Annotated in this window: 15 protein-coding genes and 6 pseudogenes; 9 read left to right on the forward strand and 12 right to left on the reverse strand. The window is 58.3% G+C overall.

Annotated elements, in window-relative coordinates; translation table 11 throughout:
* Positions 1-3: 3 nt before the first annotated feature.
* Positions 4-699, reverse strand: coding sequence for a TetR/AcrR family transcriptional regulator (locus tag IPM61_14735; GenBank protein MBK8912572.1), 696 nt, complete (start codon positions 697-699; stop codon positions 4-6).
* Between the two features lie 223 nt (positions 700-922).
* On the opposite strand from IPM61_14735, the gene IPM61_14740 reads away from it, so the two are divergent.
* A complete protein-coding gene (locus tag IPM61_14740; GenBank protein MBK8912573.1) occupies positions 923-2,239 on the forward strand; it encodes a hypothetical protein in 1,317 nt (438 codons plus the stop codon).
* 75 nt (positions 2,240-2,314) lie between these two features.
* Here IPM61_14740 and IPM61_14745 read toward each other — a convergent pair whose 3' ends face one another.
* Together IPM61_14745 and IPM61_14750 are read right to left on the reverse strand one after the other, a co-directional pair.
* Positions 2,315-3,652, reverse strand: coding sequence for an MFS transporter (locus IPM61_14745; GenBank protein MBK8912574.1), 1,338 nt, complete (start codon positions 3,650-3,652; stop codon positions 2,315-2,317).
* 222 nt (positions 3,653-3,874) lie between these two features.
* Positions 3,875-5,059, reverse strand: a complete 1,185-nt coding sequence (locus IPM61_14750; protein ID MBK8912575.1) for a hypothetical protein — start codon at positions 5,057-5,059, stop codon at positions 3,875-3,877.
* 350 nt (positions 5,060-5,409) lie between these two features.
* Between IPM61_14750 and IPM61_14755 the strand changes: the two are divergent.
* The 6 genes and pseudogenes from IPM61_14755 to IPM61_14780 all read left to right on the forward strand — a co-directional run bounded on the left by IPM61_14755 (position 5,410) and on the right by IPM61_14780 (position 11,800).
* Positions 5,410-7,126, forward strand: a pseudogene (locus tag IPM61_14755) (molybdopterin-dependent oxidoreductase).
* 75 nt (positions 7,127-7,201) lie between these two features.
* Positions 7,202-8,247: pseudogene (gene nuoH, locus IPM61_14760) on the forward strand (NADH-quinone oxidoreductase subunit NuoH).
* Positions 8,248-8,335: 88 nt separating this feature from the next.
* Positions 8,336-8,838 (forward strand): annotated as a pseudogene (locus IPM61_14765) (NADH-quinone oxidoreductase subunit I).
* A gap of 178 nt (positions 8,839-9,016) precedes the next feature.
* The gene (locus IPM61_14770) at positions 9,017-10,267 is read left to right on the forward strand and encodes an acetate kinase (protein ID MBK8912576.1); all 1,251 of its coding nucleotides are present in this window, start codon (positions 9,017-9,019) and stop codon (positions 10,265-10,267) included.
* Positions 10,268-10,303: 36 nt separating this feature from the next.
* Positions 10,304-11,158: a hypothetical protein gene (locus IPM61_14775; protein ID MBK8912577.1), complete on the forward strand. Its 855-nt coding sequence runs from the start codon at positions 10,304-10,306 to the stop codon at positions 11,156-11,158.
* 21 nt (positions 11,159-11,179) lie between these two features.
* Positions 11,180-11,800 (forward strand): annotated as a pseudogene (locus IPM61_14780) (2,3-diphosphoglycerate-dependent phosphoglycerate mutase).
* A 295-nt stretch (positions 11,801-12,095) separates the two neighbouring features.
* On the opposite strand, the pseudogene IPM61_14785 reads toward IPM61_14780, so the two are convergent.
* From IPM61_14785 to IPM61_14810, 6 genes and pseudogenes are all read right to left on the reverse strand, one after another.
* Positions 12,096-12,702 (reverse strand): annotated as a pseudogene (locus IPM61_14785) (restriction endonuclease subunit S).
* A gap of 39 nt (positions 12,703-12,741) precedes the next feature.
* Positions 12,742-13,185 (reverse strand): annotated as a pseudogene (locus IPM61_14790) (restriction endonuclease subunit S).
* Between the two features lie 387 nt (positions 13,186-13,572).
* On the reverse strand, positions 13,573-14,130 hold the full coding sequence (locus IPM61_14795; GenBank protein MBK8912578.1) for a hypothetical protein: 558 nt from the start codon (positions 14,128-14,130) through the stop codon (positions 13,573-13,575).
* Positions 14,131-14,194: 64 nt separating this feature from the next.
* Positions 14,195-14,419 (reverse strand): hypothetical protein, encoded by a 225-nt coding sequence (locus IPM61_14800; protein MBK8912579.1) that lies wholly within the window; start codon positions 14,417-14,419, stop codon positions 14,195-14,197.
* Entirely contained in the window at positions 14,419-14,760 is a 342-nt protein-coding gene (locus IPM61_14805; GenBank protein MBK8912580.1) for a hypothetical protein, read from the reverse strand. Before IPM61_14805 ends, IPM61_14800 begins: the two co-directional genes overlap by 1 nt.
* Before the next feature lie 308 nt (positions 14,761-15,068).
* Positions 15,069-15,608 (reverse strand): hypothetical protein, encoded by a 540-nt coding sequence (locus IPM61_14810; protein ID MBK8912581.1) that lies wholly within the window; start codon positions 15,606-15,608, stop codon positions 15,069-15,071.
* Between the two features lie 260 nt (positions 15,609-15,868).
* On the opposite strand from IPM61_14810, the gene IPM61_14815 reads away from it, so the two are divergent.
* Entirely contained in the window at positions 15,869-17,455 is a 1,587-nt protein-coding gene (locus tag IPM61_14815) for a VWA domain-containing protein (protein MBK8912582.1), read from the forward strand.
* Positions 17,456-17,816: 361 nt separating this feature from the next.
* Here the strand turns inward: IPM61_14815 and IPM61_14820 are convergent, their stop codons facing one another.
* From IPM61_14820 to IPM61_14830, 3 genes are all read right to left on the reverse strand, one after another.
* Entirely contained in the window at positions 17,817-18,047 is a 231-nt protein-coding gene (locus tag IPM61_14820) for an ankyrin repeat domain-containing protein (GenBank protein ID MBK8912583.1), read from the reverse strand.
* Complete coding sequence (locus IPM61_14825) at positions 18,019-19,176, reverse strand: ankyrin repeat domain-containing protein (GenBank protein MBK8912584.1); 1,158 nt, start codon at positions 19,174-19,176, stop codon at positions 18,019-18,021. The genes IPM61_14820 and IPM61_14825 overlap by 29 nt, the downstream gene beginning before the upstream one ends.
* Before the next feature lie 253 nt (positions 19,177-19,429).
* Complete coding sequence (locus tag IPM61_14830; protein ID MBK8912585.1) at positions 19,430-19,819, reverse strand: PQQ-like beta-propeller repeat protein; 390 nt, start codon at positions 19,817-19,819, stop codon at positions 19,430-19,432.
* Positions 19,820-19,860: 41 nt separating this feature from the next.
* Between IPM61_14830 and IPM61_14835 the strand changes: the two genes are divergently transcribed.
* Positions 19,861-20,037, forward strand: coding sequence for a hypothetical protein (locus IPM61_14835; GenBank protein MBK8912586.1), 177 nt, complete (start codon positions 19,861-19,863; stop codon positions 20,035-20,037).
* Positions 20,038-20,068: the final 31 nt, after the last annotated feature.

Consider the following 20,068-nt stretch of genomic DNA (forward strand, 5'->3'; position numbering starts at 1 on the left):
GGGCTACTGGGTGTTGATGCCACGGAAATAGATGGTGAGGATCAGCTTCGAGGCGGCCTCAATCTCGGCATCAACATCCTTGGTGAACAGGGTGTCGAACAAGGCGTTCAGGTCCAGCTGGTCGGTGGTTGGGTTTACGGCTGAATGCCCACAGATTCTGCTGTACACCCGGCTGTTGAACTGCCCAAGCAGAAGGCTAACCAAGATTGCCGCAAGCTCCATCGGCTTTGCAAACTCAATCACCTTCCCCCTTTTCTGTTCGGCGGCGACCGCTTCGGAGAGGATGGTGAGAAGTTGCGGCATCAACTGCATCAGTGGGTTTCGCTCCTGCAAGTGGTGCGATTCCCGCATCATCAGGTACAGGCTTTCCGGATTGCGGAAAAAGTATTCCAACTGCCCCCGCACAAACCGCTCGATTTGCTGGTTGAACGAACCGCCAGCCCGAAACGATTCGTCGGCAATGCGGACGATCTGTTGGAAAGCGTCATCCAACACGCTGTGGAACAAGGCTTCCTTGTTGGTGAAGTAGTTGTAGAGCGTCCCTTTTCCGAACTCGGCACGCTCGGCAACATCCTCCAGTTTGGCCGCGCCAAAACCTTTGCGGGCAAACACCGCGCGGGCAGCTTGCAGGATGTCCTGCCGCCTCATCATCCGCTCACGTTCTCGGCGGGGAATCCGCCGTTGTTCATCATGGTCCATCGTTACCGTCAGTGTGATTCAATAGCTATCGAAACTTGAGATTCGATAAGTGACTGGCCAGTCACTTATCAGAACGACGGGTGCGAACATAATCCCGATGAGTCTGCCTGCGCAACTCAAAAGTTGTAAACAGGTGTCGTGGGTCATGGTGGTAAAATGCGGTATGTGATGAATTTCAGCCCCAGATTCGATTGAAGGCTCTATTTTCCTCCCTCTCAACTTCGTGCCCAAACCACTTCTCCCTTGTTCCGCCATGCTGTTTTGGTCCCTTCTTGCGGCTTTCACCCTTTGCACAATGGCAGCGGCAGCTCAGGATTCTACCGCCCAAGACTCCACCGCCCAAGCCGCTGCCGACTCGTTAGTCTGGATGGATGATGACCTGTGGGATGCCATGAAAAACGACCCGCTCAGAAGAAACGCCAACGAAGGAACGGGGGCGAAAGGGCGATTTTCCATCCAACGCATCCCCCAGTTTTTCAGCCCCTTCCCCGCTCCCAATTTTCTTGCACAGCAGGATGCCTTCCAGTTCATCAGCTACGACCGTGCCGATGGGGTCTATCTGGGGCTTGGTGGAGATTTGCCGGCAAAGCAGTTCCGGAAGGAGCGGACGCAGGGATATTTCGGGTTTGGCTACGGGTTCGGGTCCCACTACTGGCAGGTGTATGGCGGGGTCGCAAAAGATTGGGGGCTGCGCGAAGCACCAACGCGCCTACGCCTGGAAGGCCACGTCATCACCGACACCCGCGACGCGTGGAAAATGCCCGCCAGCGAAAACAGCCTGCACAGCCTGCTTGCCGGAATTGACACCCGCGACTACTTCAACCGCAACGGTTTTTCGGCAAGCCTGCAGCAGTTCCTTTCCCCCCGGCTTGGGCTGCAAGCGGAGTATCGGTGGGACAATTACCGAAGCCTGCAACGGGAAGCAGGGTGGTCCCTTATCGGTCCGGAGCAGCCGTTTGCCGAGAATCCCCCCGTTCGCAACGGGGTGATGGCAACGCTGGCGTTCCGGCTGCTTGCCGATTACACAACATGGCGCACCTGGGGCGATCCCCAGATTGGCGTGGAAAGTGAGTTCGAGATAGGCGTTGGGGAAAGCGATTTCCAACTTCTGGTGGTGGATGCGCGGGTGAAAGGAACGCTGGTGGAGAACTATCTGTTTGCCGCCGGGCGGGTCCGAATCGGAAGCGCAAGCGGGAACGCCCCGCCGCAGCGGACCTTCACCATCGGCGGAATCGGCACGGTCCCGGGATACCCGCAAAACCACTACGCCGGGAACCGGATGATCCTGCTGCAAACCGATCTGCTGGTGGGGATTGCCCCCTGGCTGCGGCTGATTGTTGAGAACAACGTTGCGGCGGTTAGCACGGCCCCAGCGGAATCGGGATTGCTCTCCGATTTCCCCGGCGAGGTGGCGGCATTCAAGTTTTCCCCGGGCATCTATCTAGGCTCGCCAACCGGCAGCTTCCGGATTGGCGCATCGTGGCGGACGGATGTTTTTGAGGCTCCTGAATTTGTGGTGCGGCTGTCGCAGCCGATGTAGCACGCGCGGCGGCGGGTTCTTATCTCACCTTTTTTGCTGGCCGTGTGGTGGGGGCAGCAATCCTACCTTCGAATCCTACCGCGTGGCCAACGCTGTTTTGCGTGGTTCTTTCAGTTGGACCGCAAGCGCCAACGCGATAACGCCGATTGCCGTGGTGAACCCGAACAACCCGCTGTAGCCGATAACGTCGCGCAAGCCGCCAACCACCACTGCCACGCCGCAGGCAAACGCCAGCAAGGTGTTCATCGCCCCAACGAACGTTGGCCGCTCCCCTTCCGGCACAATCTCCAGCGCGTAGTTAATCCCCCCGGTTCCCGCGCTCGACTCCGCCGACGCGCTTGCGGCAAACACCCCAAAGAAGAGCCACCACGGCAGAAATCCAGCATCGAACAGAAGCAAGGTGATGGAAAGCAGCGTGGCAAGCGTGGCGGCAATCACCAGCAGAATCCGGTTGCCGATCCGGTTGGAGATATACCCCCAAAGCATATTCGCCAGAATGGAGCCGCCAAGCTCGGCAGCGATGCACCAGCCAATTTCGGCATCATGGAATCCGAAGCGTTCGCGCGCGAACAGGAAGTAGAACGGGGTTCCGGCAAGCCACACCATCAGCACCCCGCGCAGGATCACCAGATTCCGGAACGTGTGGTCCTTGCTGAAAATGCCGCGAGCGTGGCCGATATGCTGGCGCATGGAACGCTTTGGCGGAAGGTCGCGGGTGGGGGGTTCCTTCTGCAACGCAAACACGTAGAAACTTACGCCAATCACCACCGCCCCAATCACAAACAGCGTCATGTACTGGTAAGGGAACGCGATTGCGCCAATGATTGGCCCAACCACCGCCACGCCAAGAATTGCAGCGGTGATATTCCCCAAAATTGCTCGCCAGCTGAAATAGCTTCCCCGTTTCTGCGGCGGGCAGGTTTTGGCCACAAGCTCCATGAACACCAACCCGGCAAATCCCCCGGCCAACGCAAACGCGCCAAATCCCAAAACAAAAATGGTGAGCACCCATGGTGAGGGAAGGAAGTCATACAGCAACGGAGCAGCGATTGCCACGCCAACACAGATCATCCGAACAATGGCGGCCATCCGGTACAGCGGTAGCTTCAGCGGGCGGTGGACCACATACCGCGAAGCAAGGAACTGCGGCAAATGCCACCCAATGGTTTCGAACAACGACGTGGCGGCAATCACGATGCTTGGCGCGCCAAGCCGGTTCAGGAAATCGGGAATGATGGTGCGGGAGTGAAAGAACGACAGCCCCGTGTTGAACAGCACCCCATTGGCAATCCCCAACCGATAGTTGGTTGCGAAATGGGGATAATCGGGATACGGTTCGGCGGAAGATTCGTCGGGGGTGGCGGGGGGCTGAGTTGGCGGAATTGCGGCGGGGGGATGCTGTGGCGCGGTCATGCAGCAAACTTAGCGGAAGCAAAAATTCCCGTCAGGTAACGAAGGGTTCAGGGAAGAGGTAGCGGCCCCGACCTCCGTCGGGATTGATAACAGGTCTTTAGCCTGCCCAGAGGCCGAAGGCCGAAGATGACACCGAAGGCTAAAGACCTTTTACTAACCCCGACGGAGGTCGGGGCGGCTACCGCCGTTGGCGAGTAACCCCAACTGCCCCGGTCCCCACACTCACCACTTAATCATTGGGCTTAGGAAGAGCGTGAAGGGATGCTCGAACGGCTGGGGCTGGCGGAAGGTGTTGTTGCTGACGGCGCGAACCTGGAAATAGAAGGAGTTGGTAAGCCGTGCGGTAAAACTGCCACGCAGCGAAAGATCGGCCACCCCAACGCTCAGCCGCAGATTCTCGCTTGGCAGCACCCAATCAAGATCCGCAACGGGTGAAAGCCGCCGCACCCGCTCACCTTGCACCACTTGGGCGTGCTGGTCGCTGCAGGCTTGGGCATATTCTTCATAGCCGACCCCAACGCTCAGGCGCATCTCCCCCGCTGCCGTCTGGAACGGGAAGCCGAACGCCCCCTGCAACGAAAGGCTGTGGACGTAGGCCGAAGCAATTGTTTGGGTGGATCGCAAGGCCACATCGCTAAGGCCGGTAAACCGCGCCCGTCCGGTGAAGTTTTGCAGCCGAACCATTCCCGCGGCCCCCCACCCCGGTGCCACACGGCGTTCGCGCAGCGGTCCCACCGCGCTTCCCCCCGATGCAAATGGAGTAAGAAGGGCAAACTCCCATTCCGGCGAAGCGATCCCCACACGCAAGCTGCCATCGTTCCACCATGATTGGTTCGATTCCGGCGATCCTATCTCAACAAATGCCCCAAGCGACGGGGCAACGCGGTAGTCAAGGCGGTCCAGCGAGAGTATGCCGGTGGAGCTGCTGATCCAGTCATCATGGGTGAACTGGTCGCCGATGAACAGGGCTTCCTTCACCGCCATGGGGTCGTTGCGGGATTGGAGAAGCGAGGCGTAGAGGTCATCCCCAAGCGCGATGCGGAGTTCGTTGGTGGAGCTGATGCGGAACTGCCCCAGCGATAGCGAGATCAACTGGCCCAAGGTGTCGTTCTGGGTGGTCGCGCTCCGCAAACGGAACTCGGCACGGCTGCTGTTGCGGGTGATGTAGCGAACCCACGTCTTGTGGGGCTTCACCTCGGTGTAGTAGCGGGTTAGCGAAGTGGTGGTCCGTTGGGCAAGCATTGGGTTGACCAACGTCCATTCGGTAATGGCAGCGTGCGCGGAAGGTGCGGCAAATAGCAGCAGAACCAACAGCATCAAGCCAGCAGCGTGGTGGCTTGATGCGTGGCTTCTTGTGTGCGAACGGAGCTGGCCAAACAGCCGGTATCGAGTACTGCAACGGGTCATCTGGCTCGCAATTTACAACAGTTCCCATCGCGGAACCTCACCCTGCCGAAATTTGGATACCGTGGCCTTCCCCAACGCTGAGGAAGTGGCTTGGTTGTTGGCCCTTTCCTCACCCCGTTTCACCAGTACGAACTGACACATCGCCCACTCTTCTCCACCGTTTCGGTTTTTTTCCGGTTCGTTGTACCTTTGCCCCGCGATTACCAAGCAGCGGCATCTTCTTCGGCAGCAGGAACCTCTTTCCAACATGGTGAACTCAACCGTTCTTTTCCTTGCCGCAAGGGCATCCGCTGCATCAATCAACCGACATCTCTTGTCCGCTTCTCTCTCTCACACGCAACTACTTCCCCATGCCAACAATTACCATAGACGGCAAGGCCATTGAGTGCGCTCCCGGGAAAACGATCATCGAAGCCGCAACCGACAACGGCATTGATATCCCCCACTTCTGCTGGCATCCGGCATTATCGGTTAGCGGCAACTGCCGGATGTGCCTTGTTGAAGTGGAGAAAAACCCCAAGCTGGCCATTGCCTGCGCCACCGCCGTTGCCGACGGCCAGGTTGTCCACACCAACAACGCCCGCGTGATAAAAGCACGCGAGGCGATTATGGAGTTCTTGCTGATTAACCACCCGCTGGATTGCCCAATCTGCGACGAAGCCGGGCAGTGCAAGCTGCAAGATTACGCATTCACCCACGGGCGCGGCGAAAGCCGGTTTGTGAGCTGAAAGTCCATAAAGATAAACGGGTGGAGCTTTACCAGAGGTGATGTTCGACGGCGAACGCTGCATCAGCTGCTCCCGCTGCATCCGCTTTAGCGATGAGGTTGCCCAGCAGCCGGTGCTGACCTTTGTGCAACGGGGGGATCACGTCTCCATCGAGACTTTCCCCGGCACCCAGCTGGACAACCCGTACTCCATGAACGTGATTGACATCTGCCCGGTTGGCGCGCTGACCTCGCGCGATTTCCGGTTCAAGGCGCGGGTGTGGGATATGTCGTTCAATCCCTCAATCTGCCCTGGATGCTCGCGCGGGTGCAACATTGACGTTGGCGTTCGGAACAATGAGATTTTACGGCTTGAGCCACGCACCAACATGAAGGTCAACACCTACTGGATGTGCGATGCCGGGCGCGTTGGCGAATACCGCTACGTGAACACCGCACGGGTGGAGCAACCAATGGTGAAACGGGATGGAACGCAAGCCCCGGCCTCCTGGGCCGATGCGTTTGCGGCGGTGGCCGAACGCCTGCGGAAGATCAAACCGGACCACGTTGCGGTGATTGGCTCCCCCTACGCCACCAACGAAGAAAATTACGTGCTGAACCGATTCGCTCGGGAAGTGATCGGGACCCAGAACGTTGATTTTGTGCGCCACAGCGATCCCGATTTTGCCGACACCATGCTCCGCACTGCCGACCGCACCCCGAACACTCGCGGCGCGGTGGAGGTTGGGATTGTTCCTGGAAAAGGGGCGATTGGGGTGGATCGGTTAGTGGAGGAAATCCGCCGCGGGTCCATCAAAGCGTTGTACGTGCTGGACCAATCGCTGATCCTGAAAGATAACGTGGTTGAGGCCCTGGCGCATTTGGAACTGCTGGTGGTTCACGCATGGAACCACACCCAAATCGCGAAGCTGGCCGATGTTGTTCTGCCAACGTCCACCTACGCCGAAAAGGAAGGAACCTTTATCAACGCCACCGGATTGGTGCAGCACTTCACCCCAGCCGTGGTGACAAAGGAGAACGAGCGGATCATGGGGATGAAGATGTCACGGCTGGACAAGTTCGGCGCCGACAACGACCGCTGGACCCAAGGCGCACGCCGCGATGCACGCCCTGCGTGGCAAAGCATCCAATCAATCGCCCGGCAAATGGGGGCGCAATGGGACTACCGCTGGGCCGAAGATATTTTTGAGGAGATGAGCGCAAAGCTCCCCAGCTTCCGCCAGATGAACTACGAAGCATTGGACACCTACATGGGAATTGAACTTGGACGTGGCGACCGCCCAACGGCTCCCGGCGTTCAGTATAAACCGCACGACTATCGCCCACAGGTGATGGAGTAACAACGCCCTTCGGCGGCCAACGAACGATCAACCGACGATCCACAAACCGTTCTTTTTCGACCAACCTTCCCTCTCATGGAATTGCTTGACATCGGCATCCTTGTCGCTAAAATCCTTGTTGTTCTCCACGTCTTTCTGATCGGCGCGGCCTACGTGGTGCTGTACGAACGGAAGCTATCGGCGTGGGTCCAGAAACGCGTTGGCCCCAACCGTGTGGGGTGGCGCGGGTCCCTGCAATCGTTCGCCGACGTGCTGAAGTTGGTGAAGAAGGAGAACATCGTCCCGAAGCAAGCGCACCAGGGGTTCCATTTTTTGGCCCCGATCATCACCATCACCGTTGCCATCGCGCTCTGGTGCGTGATCCCCTTTGCGGGGCCGTTTACCATTGCCGGCAAAGTGATTGATCCCACCATCGCTCCCGGCCTGAATGTTGGCATTCTTCTGCTGCTGGCCTTGTCCTCGCTTGGGGTCTATGGAATCACCATTGCGGGGTGGTCGTCGAACAACAAGTACTCGCTGCTGGGGGGCTTGCGGTCCTCGGCTCAGATGATCAGCTACGAACTTTCTATGGGGCTTTCGCTGATTGGAATGATGCTGGTGATGGGGTCGCTAAATATCAGCGACATCGTGGTCCAGCAGTCTGGCTATTGGTTCGGATTCCTTCCCAAATGGAACATCTTCGTGCAGCCGATTGGATTCCTGATCTTCCTGGTTGCCGCCTTCGCCGAAACCAACCGCGCACCGTTTGACTTGGCCGAGGCCGAGCCAGAACTGGTTGGCGGCTTCCACACGGAATACTCTGGGCTGCGGTTCGGATTGTTCTTCCTGGGGGAGTACGGCAACGTCATCCTGATGTCGGCATTGATGACCACGATCTTCTTTGGCGGCTACAACGCGCCGTTGCCTTCTTCCAGCAAAACGAAGGGCTGCGGGCGTTGCTCCAGTTCGGCGCGTTCTCCTTTAAGACCTTCATGCTGGTAACGGTCTTCATCTGGGTTCGTTGGTCCATCCCCCGCTTCCGCTACGACCAGCTGATGAATCTTGGCTGGAAAGTGATGTTCCCGATAGCACTGCTGAACGTTGTTGCCACCGCAGTGGTCCTCCAAGCAATGAAGTCGTAATCAACCCAACACCCGCCGCCCACGCCGCCAATGCCGGCAAGGGTTGCACGCGGATCCAAGAATCGAACTAACTCACAGAACAGATACCATGCCAACGAAAAGCGTCCAGGCAAAAAAGGTCAAGGATTTGAGCTTTTGGGAGAAACTTTACCTCCCGGAAATCGCTCGCGGCTTGACGCTGACCTTCAAGCAAGTGTTCACGCCGAAGTTCACCCGGAGTATCCCGAAGAACGCTTCACCCCCGCCGGAAGCTACCGCGGCCGCCCGGTGCTGGTGGAAGAAGAAAATGGCGAACGGTGCGTTGCTTGCGGGCTATGCTCGCGGGTTTGCCCGGCAATTGCCATCGAGGTCCAAGCCGGCGAGACCACCCGCGAGAAGGAGCGGTATCCCACCAAGTTCGAGATCAACATGCTCCGCTGCATCTACTGCGGCTACTGCGAGGAAGTCTGCCCAGAGGAAGCCATCGTGATGTCCAAAGATTACGAGCTGGTATTCACCAACGTTGAGGATGCCATCTTCGGGAAGGACCGGTTGCTGATGCCGGTGTCGCAACTTCAGGAGCGGCTAGAGTTCCTGCGGCAGTATCGCTAACGCCGGTGGCGGGGCGTGTGTGTTCCGGCATTCCAGCAGAAGCAACACCCCCGGCAAGAAAAAGAACACAACAAAGAACCCCGATGCGTCGGGGTTCTTTGTTTGGATTGCCCAGGGCTTCCCCCCCCACCCTGTTCTTTCGTCACTCAATTTCCATCAGCTTCCCCATTTCTGAACAATGAACGTTTTGGTGCTGAACGCCGGTTCGTCATCGCTGAAGTTCCAGGTGATTGATACCGACCCAGAAAAAATGGCGACCGACAGCGACCACCGCATCGCCAAAGGGACCATCGAGCGGATCGGCTCGCAGGGGTTGCTTCGGTTCGAGAACGGAGCGGGCCGCGTGACCCGCAGCGCGCAACCGGTGCGGGACCACCGCGCCGCCATTGATATCGCCGTGCGGTGGCTGGTAAGCGACGATGCCGACATCCCACAGGTCAACTCCCTTGCCGACATCCACGCCGTGGGCCACCGGGTGGTGCATGGCGGCGAAAACTTCACCGCATCCACGCTGATCTCGCCGGAGGTGATTGACGGCATTGAGGAATGCATTGACCTTGCCCCGCTTCACAACCCCGACAACCTTCGGGGGATTGCGGCCGTCACGGAGATTTTTGGGGCTGGGATTCCGCAATCGGCGGTGTTCGACACAGCGTTCCATCACTCCATGCCGGAGGAATCGTTCCTGTATGCCATTCCCTACCAGTTCTACCGCCGCCACCGCGTGCGCCGGTACGGGTTCCATGGGACCTCGCACCGCTACGTTGCCTATCGCTACCGGAAGCTGCTGCAACTGCCAAAGGAGCAGATCAACATCATCACGCTCCATTTGGGAAATGGATGTTCGGCAGCGGCAATCCACGGCGGACGCTCGGTTGATACTTCGATGGGATTAACCCCGCTGGAAGGCTTGGTGATGGGAACCCGCAGCGGCGACGTGGACCCGGCGGTGATTGAATATTTGATGGAGAAAGAAGGCTTCACCATCGCCCAAATGGACACGCTGCTCAACAAGCAATCGGGGCTGCTGGGAATCAGCGGCTTGACGAACGACATGCGCGACCTTTTGGCCGAGGAGCAGGAGAACAACGACCGCCGCGCCCACCTTGCCGTGCAGATCTTCGTCCACCGAATCCGGAAGTATATTGGCGCATATTTGGCGGAGATGAATGGCGCGGATGCAATCGTTTTTACCGGCGGGATTGGTGAGAACTCCGCAACCATCCGCCAGCGGGTTTGCCAGCAGATGGAATGGTTCGGGCTGCATCTGGACCAGGAACGGAACAACAGCCTGGGAAGCGGAACCGAGGCACGCATCAGCGCCGCGAACTCACGGATTCACGCCTACGTTATCCCGACCGACGAAGAATTGCTGATTGCCCGCGACACGGTCCGGCTTGTGCGGGGGATTGAAGTCCCAAGCTGGTAGCCAACAACGTCACACTCACTGATTTATCGAACATCCATGATCGTTGCTTATTCCCCGCAGTTCGCGCTGCAGCCGGTTGTTGCCGCCTTGCAGCAGCAAGGCTGGACGCTGCGGCCAACCACCGAACCCGAGGAGATGCTGCTTGCCGACACCGCCGACGTTGTGATAACCTCACCGTTGGAATATGCAAGCTCGCTGGGCCTTGTGGATTACGCGCTGGTTCCGCAGTTCGGGATAATGACCGGAGGGTTTGCGGGGATGCTGAAGCTGATATTCAACCAAGGATTGACCAGCATCAACACCATTGCGGTGAAACAGCCGCACGGGTTTGCGGCATTGGTGGCGCGGATTGTTCTGCTGGAAAAGCATGACATCGCCCCACGGCTTATCACCCTTCCTGCCGATGCCAGCGTTCCGCAAATGCTTGCCGCCGCCGATGCCGCACTGCTTGCCGGCGACGACGCAGTGTTTGATGGAAGCGGCATCCGCGCAATGTTTGACCTTTCCGACGAGTGGGAGGATATGGCCGAGGCATTCCTCCCCTACCTTGTTGCCTGGGGACGAGTTGGGAAACTGAGCGATGCCCAGCTTCAGGAGTTTGCTGCGGCGGCGGAGCAAGCGGGGCTGGCCATTCCCGATGCCGCAGCACAAAGCGCGAACCCAACATTGGCCGGGCGTTTCCACGAGCGGTATCTGCGTGGGGACGTTCGGTACGGCTTGCGCCAGGAGGACCTTCCCGCCCTGAACACACTCTACCGCTACCTGTTCTACCACGGCATGGTCCAGGATATGCCCGCGCTGAAATATCTCCCCGATGGCCAGCCAGCCGGCCCGCCCCCAACCCCGCCGCCAGCCGAACCAACCAACGGAACCGATCAACCAACCAACTAACACTCAACCAGATTCACAGATATGCCCACTCTGATTTTACTGCGCCACGGCCAATCGCAATGGAACTTGGAGAATCGTTTCACCGGATGGGTGGATATTGACCTTAGCGATGCCGGGCGCGAGGAAGCACGCCAAGCCGGGAGAAACTTCGCGGGATGACGATTGACCGGGTATATACCTCGCGGCTGATGCGGGCAATCAACACGGCCACCATCGCGCTGGAAGCCGCCGGAATGCAGAGCCTTCAGCTCACCCGGAGACCAAGCCTTGAACGAACGCCACTACGGCGATTTACAAGGGCTGAACAAAGCGGAAACCGCCGCCAAATATGGCGATGAGCAAGTGCACATCTGGCGGCGCAGCTTCAACATCCCCCCCCAGGCGCGGAAGCCGAGAGCTTGGGCTTTGCATGAAACGGGTGATGCCCTACTACCAAGCCCACATCGTTCCCGACCTGCTGAATGGCCTGAACGTTCTTGTTGTTGCCCACGGGAACTCCTCCGTTCGCTGATCTACACGCTGGACAACCACACGAACGAATCTATCCTGGAGCTGAACATCCCAACCGGAGTGCCGATTGCCTACCAGATGGAAATTGAGGGAGACGGAACCCTTGCGGTAGTGGGAAAACGGGAGTTGTAGCCTGCCAATCCCGACGGAGGTTGGGGCGGCTACCCTTTTATCAATCCCGACGGAGGTTGGGGCGGCCCCATCCAAAAATTCCCGAAACGTTCCCCTCCAACGGAGGGGTGCCCGACAGGGCGGGGTGGGTTCAAAGACCACCGAACGGGTGGCGGTTTTCCGCTCGTCACCGAGGCTTGCTGATCCTGAGATTCGGGAATGGACGTTTGGTTCGCGTGTGTCCCCAACCCACCCCCCCGCCCCCTCCCAAGAGGGGGAGCCGCGCACGGGGCCAACGCACTCACCCTGCCCCCGGAAATGTCAACAGCCGGTCGCGGTAGTATTCGTATTGCTTCTGGCGGGCGGCGATCTCTGCTGGCAAGCCGATGCAAGGTCATTCACCAACGCGTCGAATTTGTCCAGGGATGGTGACGATCTCTTCTTGAACTTCTAAAGAAGGAATCGGGATGCGGATCTTGACAAACTCTCCCCAGAAATCCGACGCACTTTATTCCAGTGATGTGTGGCTTCTTTTGCGACTGGAAAAGCTCTGTTTGAAAAAAATAGGATACATACTTAGGGTTGATTGTGTGCCGGAAAATGTACGCATCTGTGCTCACGGCCACAGCCTCATCACCCAGCCAAGCAACCGCTTTGGCCACAGCTTTGTCGTCCTCGCTTGTCGTCGCAATCACGAGATCACCAGCCTGAGCCTTTCGCAATCGTGCGGCAAATTCTGGGTTGATAAACGATATCACTTCCTTCGCCCACGTACCATAGTGCGTGTGAATTTGGCCGTAGTGAATACACCCTGAACCGGAATCAGTAAAGTCCGACTTTTGGATACCAGAACCGCGGATGAAGTTGCCAATCTCCCCCAACGTCCCCCACCTCACATCCTTACGCCCCTCAAAACTGAGCAACTGGTCACGGTAATACTGATACTGCTTCCGCCGCGCCACAAGCTCCGCCTGCAGGTTCGCCTGAAGCTCACGCACAAGCTGGCTGAACGTATCCAACACCCGCACGATTTCCTGTTGGATGGGGAGCGGGGGGAGGGGGATGCGGAAATGATTGAACCACAGACAAAACAATGTATGGCACTGAGCCTTCTTTTGATGTTTTTCTGCCCACTCAGTAAAACCATTTGAGAGTATGAAATACAAGAACCTTGGAGAAATTTCCGAACTAAAACCTGTCAATACATACGTTCGTTGATAGGCATCAAATTTCCCACAGTAATGTTTGACATCTCCCAGATAACCATTCCCAGCAAGTAAAAGTGCTTCTGTATCCCACCTGTAGCTATCAATTCTTGAGACATCCTTGGAGCAAGTAAAAAATGGGTATGCTCCATTCGGTACAGCCTTATTCGCATTCAGCTTTCCTGTCTGAATTTGGCATATCTCCCCAACTCCCGAAACTCCACCCCCGCGGGCAAAGCTCGGCGACCATTTGTTCGATGTAGTTCATCGGTTTCTGGGTATGGGTTGACAGGTTTTCTCCGAATCCCCGAAGCGTCCCCTCCAACGGAGGGGTGCCCGACAGGGCGGGGTGGGTTCGGGGGCACCACCGAACGGGTGGCGGTTTTCCGCTCGTCACCGAGGCTTGCTGATCCTGAGATTCGGGAATGGACGTTTGGTTCGCGGGTGTCCCCAACCCACCCCCCAGCCCCCTCCCAAGAGGGGGAGCCGCGCACGGGGCCAACGAATGGAGATCACGTTGCCCCCATCACGAGGCGCGTTGCAGGAGGATGGAGGTCATTGGGAGTTCCTCCACGGTGGTCATCTCCATCACCATGGAGACCGCGCCGTAGGTTCGCGCAAAAATCCGTTGCCGTCCGATGAACGTCGTGTAATCCGAGGTCGGGAAATCGGGGAGTGCTCCGGCTTCTCCTGTGGCAACCGCATCCGCAGCAAGCGGGGATACGCAATTTGCGCAAGCAACGGATGGAAAGGCTCCACCGCATCCTCATCCAACGTGCTGTTGAAGAAGGCTTTCGTCAGCCGCGCTGCGTACCAATACTGGGCCGTGTCCTGGGTTAAGGATAGATCAAGCAGCAGGTTCATCAAAACGATGTTGCCAGAGCTGCTCATCCTGACAATCAGCACTGCTTTATTGTGGTAGTTGGTGTCGGCAGGGCGGTATCCAACCACCCGCGACGTTGCCTCGGATCCCCCCATCCGCTCGATAGCATCGGCGGAGAACTCGGCCCGGACGAACCCAAAATCTTCAACAATCGGGCTTTCGTCAAGGCTGCTTACAGGCTCGGATAACCCAGCAACCGCACAAAGCGGAAGGCCAAGCAGCAACCCAATGCCGCCAAGCAGAATCAGAAGTTGATGTTTCATCTGGTGTTGTGTACTCATCTATTTGTGTGCATCAAGGACACGGTGAAGGTTAGAGAGTTCCGTTTCAAAACACAAAGACCGCCGAAAGAATTGGGGCAAGGGGAATCGCCGGGGCCTCGGTTCCTTCGGTGGTGATCCCCACATATCCCACCCCGGCATCAATGGCGTAGGTCTGGCCGAAATACCGCACCGTCCCGATAATCGGAACCACACCAAGCGTTTTCATGTAGGCCGCTTCCCCGGCAACTTTCCACCCACGGGCAAACTGGTAATCCCCGCCAACGGCCACTACCGGCGCGTCGCGATCGTACTCCTCAAAAAATCGCCGCTGGGAAGCTGAATAAAGGTGTGATGCCGTTTGAAGACATACCCCAACGTTGCCGAGACCCGGCTGCTGTCGTCCCCGTAGCTGATTGCAGCGTAGGGGGCGTGGAAAAATATGCTGGACTCCAACTCCGGCGTGGCCTCCTTATCCAGCACGCTGCGCCCAACCTGGTAGCCGGCCGCAACGTTCAGTTTGTCGGCAACTTCCCAGCTTCCTTTTGCCCCAATGGAGTAGGCCCCAAAGGCATCGCCGCGGACCCCGCCCCAATCATCTGGCAGCGGCAGCGCGCCGCCGGCAAGCAGCATGAAGTTATCGCTAAAAGAATAGCCGCCGACCAAGCCAAGAAGGTCGTAGCTGCCAAGAAAGAATTTCCCTTTTTGGGGATGATGGCGTTCGGCACCGCAACCGAACGGAAGGTGGTGGGTATTCCTGCAACGGCGGGTCGGGAAGCCAATCTTTCACTTCGTCGGGGATGCGATTCGGCTCCATCACACGCACCACTCCGGTGTCGGCAACGGGATATGTTCCCCAACCGCCGCTGGGGAACGGGCGGCGAATCCACGTGATCACCGGAAACTGATACAGCCCCGGTTCGTCCGACTCGAAGCAGACTTCATACTTGAATTCCGACCCGCGCGGGATGTTCAGCGGAAGCCGCGTTGGGAGCTTGATGCGGACGTTGCGGAGGGGGGTCGTCACCGAATCGAGCGTCACCGATCCGCCAATTCCAACGATTCCATTCAAGGAGATTCCGGAACAGCTGGCAGCCGGTCTTCCCCATCTCAATTCTTCCGAACCGGATGGTATCCAGATTCCACGTGGTGTTCAGCCGCATCGGGAAGGCCGCCACATTCCCACGGCAATCCCGGACGTTCAGGTTCACGGTCACCGTTTCGCTGGCCGTGTTGACCAGCACCTTCAGCCGGACTTCGTTCTGGCAGGAGTACATCCCCCCCCCTTCCAACTCCACGTTCGGCGTGATGACCGAGGTGATTTCCTGGACCCCGCCCGGGGCGGTGATGGTCAGCTCATTCCATCCAGGATAGAGTTCCGGGGGGGTGACGGTGATGCCGCCGGTTTGCGCCGGCAGCAACGCCACGCTGGCAAAAAAGAGTGCGATGAAGCAGACGATGAAGCAGAGAAGTCGAGCCATACGGTTAAAGTGGATTCATGCAACCGACCGTGGCAAACTACGTCGGTGCGGGGCGTTCGGCAAGCCAATCGGGCGGGGGTGTTACAGAGCTACATATCCTCCGTCCTCACGCTGGTTGCCACTCCGGCAATCGTTTCCCAAGAAAAAAGATTCAACACGGCAGCGGCCCGATCAGTTGCCAAACCAACGGGTGAGTTTAACTGGCTTGCCGCAGCCAAGCGCAATCACGCAGTTCAACAACGCTTTCATAAAAAATCGCCATGACCTTTATCCACACCACGCACAGCCGGGCCGCCGCCACGTTGGCTCGCATACTGGCCCACGGGCTTGCCCCTCTGCTTTTTCTTTTTGCCACCCTTCCAGCGTTCGCCCAAGATGAATCCGGCAGCACATCGGTGGATAGTGGGCGCGCGGCCTCCAATCCGTTAGATATGGATGTTCGGGTTCGGACGAACAGTTCGTTCGAGGTTGCCGCCCCCGCGCCACCTTCGCTGAAGACCGTGAGCGGAAGCGGCTTGGGGGGAAGCATGGCCCCGGGGTTCGCCTCGCCACGGATGATGTCCGGCGCGTTGGGGGCAACCATTGGCGGCGCAAAGGACATCGGCTACGCTCGGCGGCTGATTGAGCAAGGGCACGTCCCCAACTTCATTGACTTCTCCCCCGAAGGGCTGTACAGCGAACACGACATCCCAACTCCATCAGGGGAGTGCAACGCTAAGCTCTGCTTATCGCTTGGCTACGGCTTTGCCCCCGCCGCCGACGACCGCACCAACGCGCTGTTCCTCCATTTGGGAATGAACTCCAACATCAAGGCCGAGGAGTTCCGCCGCCAGAACTTGCAGCTGGCGGTGGTGATTGACCGAAGCGGCTCGATGGAGGGGGAAAGCATGGAATCGGTGAAGAAGGCATTGCACAAGCTGGTGGAACAGTTGACCGCCAACGACGAGCTTGCCATCATCCAATTCGACGATGCGGCCCAGGTGATCCTTCCGGCAACCCGGGTTGGGGACAAAGCCGCCGTGCAGAAGCTGATTGATGGAATCACCCCCGACGGCGGAACGAATATCGAGACAGGATTGCAGCTTGGGTTCGCGGAGCTTTCGCGGCTTCCCGCACGCGACGGCGCATCGAAGCGGCTGTTCCTGTTTACCGACGCGATGCCGAACGCGGGCCGAACCGATTCCGCCAGCTTCCGCACGCTTACCCAGCGGTATGCCACCGAAGGGATTGGCCTAACAGCCTTTGGCGTTGGCGTTGATTTTGGCCACACGCTGATCTATCACATCTCACAGCTTCGCGGCGGAAATTTCTTCTATCTGGAAACCCCGGAAAAGATTGCGAAGGTGTTCGATACGGAGTTCGATTACTTGGTAACGCCGCTGGTCTACGACCTGAACGTCACCATCAAAACGCCAGCCGGGCTGAAACTGAAAGCCGTCTACGGCCTGCCAACCTGGAAGCCTGGCGACCGCGACGCAATGCTTCATGTCCCGACGGTGTTCCTTTCCTCCAACCGTGGCGCGATTGTGCTCCGGTACGAGCGGGAAGACAACGGAACCCTCAGCTTTAACAATGGCGACCTGCTTGCCACGGGGGCATTGAGCTTTACCGACGTTGGCGGGGAGAAGCACCGCGAGGAGCAGGAAGTTCGCCACAACGGCCAGGCGAAATTGGAGCCTGGGGCGCAGTACTTCACCCACGACGGAATCAAGCTGGCAACGGCACTGACGAACATCTACTTTGGCCTGCGCGACGGCTGCACGTTGTTCGCCGAAGGAAGCGGGATCAGGCGCCCAAGCGGTCAACCGCGCCAAAACGCTGGCCTCGCTCGCAGAACGTGCAGCTGATGGATGCAGGGCTAACAACGGAGATCAAGATGCTGGAGAAGCTGGCGGACAACATCGCCAAGAAGGATGCGGAAGTTCACCAGAACCGAAGCAACGAAAAACAGGCCCCGCGCCAACGGTAAGCCTGTTGGATAACGTTCACTGCGGGGCGCGGAAGGCCCCCGCGTTCCGCAGATGAGCGTTGGCCCGGCCCAGCACCCAGCGTGGATGAATCACCCCTTCCAAAAAATATTTTTTCGGCGTGCGACATTCCACCGGCTTGTGGAGTCTTGTTTAGCGTAGAGGCCTACTCTGCTTATCAAGCCATCCGGCTGCTGCCAATTGTTCCATTGGCGGCAGCCGGTTTGGTTTTGTGCCGTTTCTATTTCGCGCCCGCTTTTTTCAGCAGAGCCACAATCTCCGTTGCGCCATTTTTTGTGGCGATGGAAAGGGCGGTGTCGTCAAACACGTTCTTCTTTTTCAGATTGGGTTTCTTTGCCAGCAGCAGCTTCACGCATTCCAAGCATGGTGTTTGCGCCGCGAACATCAGGGGCGTGAACCCGTCGTTATCGCTATGGTTGGCATTACCCGGCAGCAAGGAGCGTTGCCACAAGGTCGGGGTTGGCGCGGTAGCAGGCATAGAGGAGCGGCGTTTCCCCGGCAGTTGATGCAGCGTTGACATCGGCCCGTTGTGCCAGAAGCATCGGAACAACTTCAAACTGCTCCTGCAGCACGGCTTTGTGCAAGGCCGTTTCGCCGTCGTTGGCGCGTGCGTTTGGGTTTGCGCCAAATTCAATCAGCAGCCCCAGCATCGTGGTGTTCCCCTGGGCGGCTTGCATCATCACCGGGGTGATGCCAAGCGAGTCGGGGGCGGGGAGCGTTGCGCCAGCCGCGTGCAGCAGCCGGACGATCTCCAACTGGCCGTAATCAATCGCGTACCCCATCGCGCTTTTCCCCCCAGCGGAGACCGCCGCCGTTCCCGCTTTTGCCTGCAACAGCAGTTGCACCGCGCCGCTGTGCCCCTCGATTGCCGCGTGCATCAGCGGGGTGACGTTGTTGTTATCGGGGATGTCGGGGTTGGCTCCGTTTTCCAGCAGAAGCTGCATGGTTTCATCCTCCCCTTCCCATGCCGCATGGGCAATGGCCGTTCGCCCCGAGGTATCGGCATCGTTCACCCGCCCGCCCCGGTCCAGCAGAAGTTTCACCACCGACGTTTGCCCCTCCCACGCCGCGTGCATCAGCGGGGTGACACCGTGGACATCCCGTTTGTTGACCTGGGCACCCCGTTCCAGCAGCAGCCCAACAACCTCCACATTTCCGGTCCAGCCCGCAGCCATCAGCGCGGTTTCGCCGAACTCGTTGGTGGTGTCAACGGGCGTTCCGCTATCCAACAGCTGGCGGACCCGTTCAAGGTTCCCCTGCTTGGCGGCATCGAACAGGGGGGCATTGGGGTCGTTGGCTTGCAGGTCGGGAATGGGGGCACTGTTGGTGGTGTCGGCGGCCATCGCATCCCCAAGCTCTGCCGAAGAGATCATCACCACTTTTTCGGGGGTGGCAACGTACAAGGTCCCTTTCAGCAATGCGGGCGTTCCCATTCCACCATATCCGAATCCCGCTTCCTGTTCCCACAATTTTGTTCCATCGGCCAAGCTGAAGGCCACGACGTTCCAGTTGAAATCCACCAGATAGCCAACATCCTGGCAAAGCGCGGCGGGGGAAAGAAGCCTTTGAAGGCCATCCATTTGCCAACGCTTTGTCCTTCCTCCGATTCAGGCCCGAACACCGTTCCGGTGCTGGTGCTGGCCACCACAAGGCCATCGCTTGCGGAGATGTGGACGCTCCTGGCCCAGTTTCCGGAACTGCCAGACGCGCCCGCCGCTCAGGTTGTTCAGCATTGCCAGGCCGGTGGTTCCGGCGGCAAACACCTGCCATTTCCCCAGCACGATTTGCCCTCCCCAGCCATCGGTTTTCCATATCAGCGTGCCGGTGGTGGCATCAATGGCGTAGGTGGCGGCTGCTCATTCTCACATAGACCACACCATCTTTCCAGGCTGGTGAGGTTGGTTTTCCGGCAAGCTGATATTTCCATTTCAGGGTTCCGGAGTTTCCGTTGGGATCAATGGCGTAGATGAATCCATCATCGCAACCGGCAACAACCAGCCCCTCCACCGCAAGCGGCGTTGTGGTGAACGCCGCGCCCCCCTTGAACTTCCATGCAAGCTGGTGGGAATCCAGAGTAAAGGCGTAGAGCGTGCCGTCGCTGCTGCCGGCGTACAAGGTTCCGGAATGAATGGCGGGCGCGCCGTTCACCGCGCCGTCGGCCTTGCCAACAACGCTCGCGGCCATATCTGCAAACGCCACGATCACTCCATTGTCGGTTGCCACGTACAAGGCACTGCTGTCAATGGTGGGCGCGGGAGAAATGCATGGATTTCAGCTTCATGTACATCGAGGAGCCATCGGTAATCCGCACCATACTGGAACAGATTGGCACGGCGTTCAACGGCAATCTGCTGCTGCGCCATGTTGAACGGCTGCGAAACCGCAACACAGCATGGAGCCAGCAGCAGCGCAGCAAGAAGAAGGAAGGTCAGTTTCATTGAAGGGAGTTTGATTGGATTGCAGGCGCAAAAG

This window comes from Chlorobiota bacterium (genome assembly GCA_016710285.1).
Taxonomy (GTDB): Bacteria; Bacteroidota; Ignavibacteria; order OLB7; family OLB7; genus OLB7.

Excerpts from the sequence above, each read along its gene's own strand:
- IPM61_14735 (MBK8912572.1), bottom strand. The coding sequence starts at position 699 with ATGGACCATGATGAACAACGGCGGATTCCCCGCCGAGAACGTGAGCGG.
- IPM61_14745 (MBK8912574.1), bottom strand. The coding sequence starts at position 3,652 with ATGACCGCGCCACAGCATCCCCCCGCCGCAATTCCGCCAACTCAGCCC.
- IPM61_14750 (MBK8912575.1), bottom strand. The coding sequence starts at position 5,059 with ATGACCCGTTGCAGTACTCGATACCGGCTGTTTGGCCAGCTCCGTTCG.
- IPM61_14770 (MBK8912576.1), top strand. The coding sequence starts at position 9,017 with ATGAACGTTTTGGTGCTGAACGCCGGTTCGTCATCGCTGAAGTTCCAG.
- IPM61_14775 (MBK8912577.1), top strand. The coding sequence starts at position 10,304 with ATGATCGTTGCTTATTCCCCGCAGTTCGCGCTGCAGCCGGTTGTTGCC.
- IPM61_14795 (MBK8912578.1), bottom strand. The coding sequence starts at position 14,130 with ATGAAACATCAACTTCTGATTCTGCTTGGCGGCATTGGGTTGCTGCTT.
- IPM61_14805 (MBK8912580.1), bottom strand. The coding sequence starts at position 14,760 with ATGCTGCTTGCCGGCGGCGCGCTGCCGCTGCCAGATGATTGGGGCGGG.
- IPM61_14810 (MBK8912581.1), bottom strand. The coding sequence starts at position 15,608 with ATGGCTCGACTTCTCTGCTTCATCGTCTGCTTCATCGCACTCTTTTTT.
- IPM61_14815 (MBK8912582.1), top strand. The coding sequence starts at position 15,869 with ATGACCTTTATCCACACCACGCACAGCCGGGCCGCCGCCACGTTGGCT.
- IPM61_14825 (MBK8912584.1), bottom strand. The coding sequence starts at position 19,176 with ATGGATGGCCTTCAAAGGCTTCTTTCCCCCGCCGCGCTTTGCCAGGAT.
- IPM61_14835 (MBK8912586.1), top strand. The coding sequence starts at position 19,861 with ATGGATTTCAGCTTCATGTACATCGAGGAGCCATCGGTAATCCGCACC.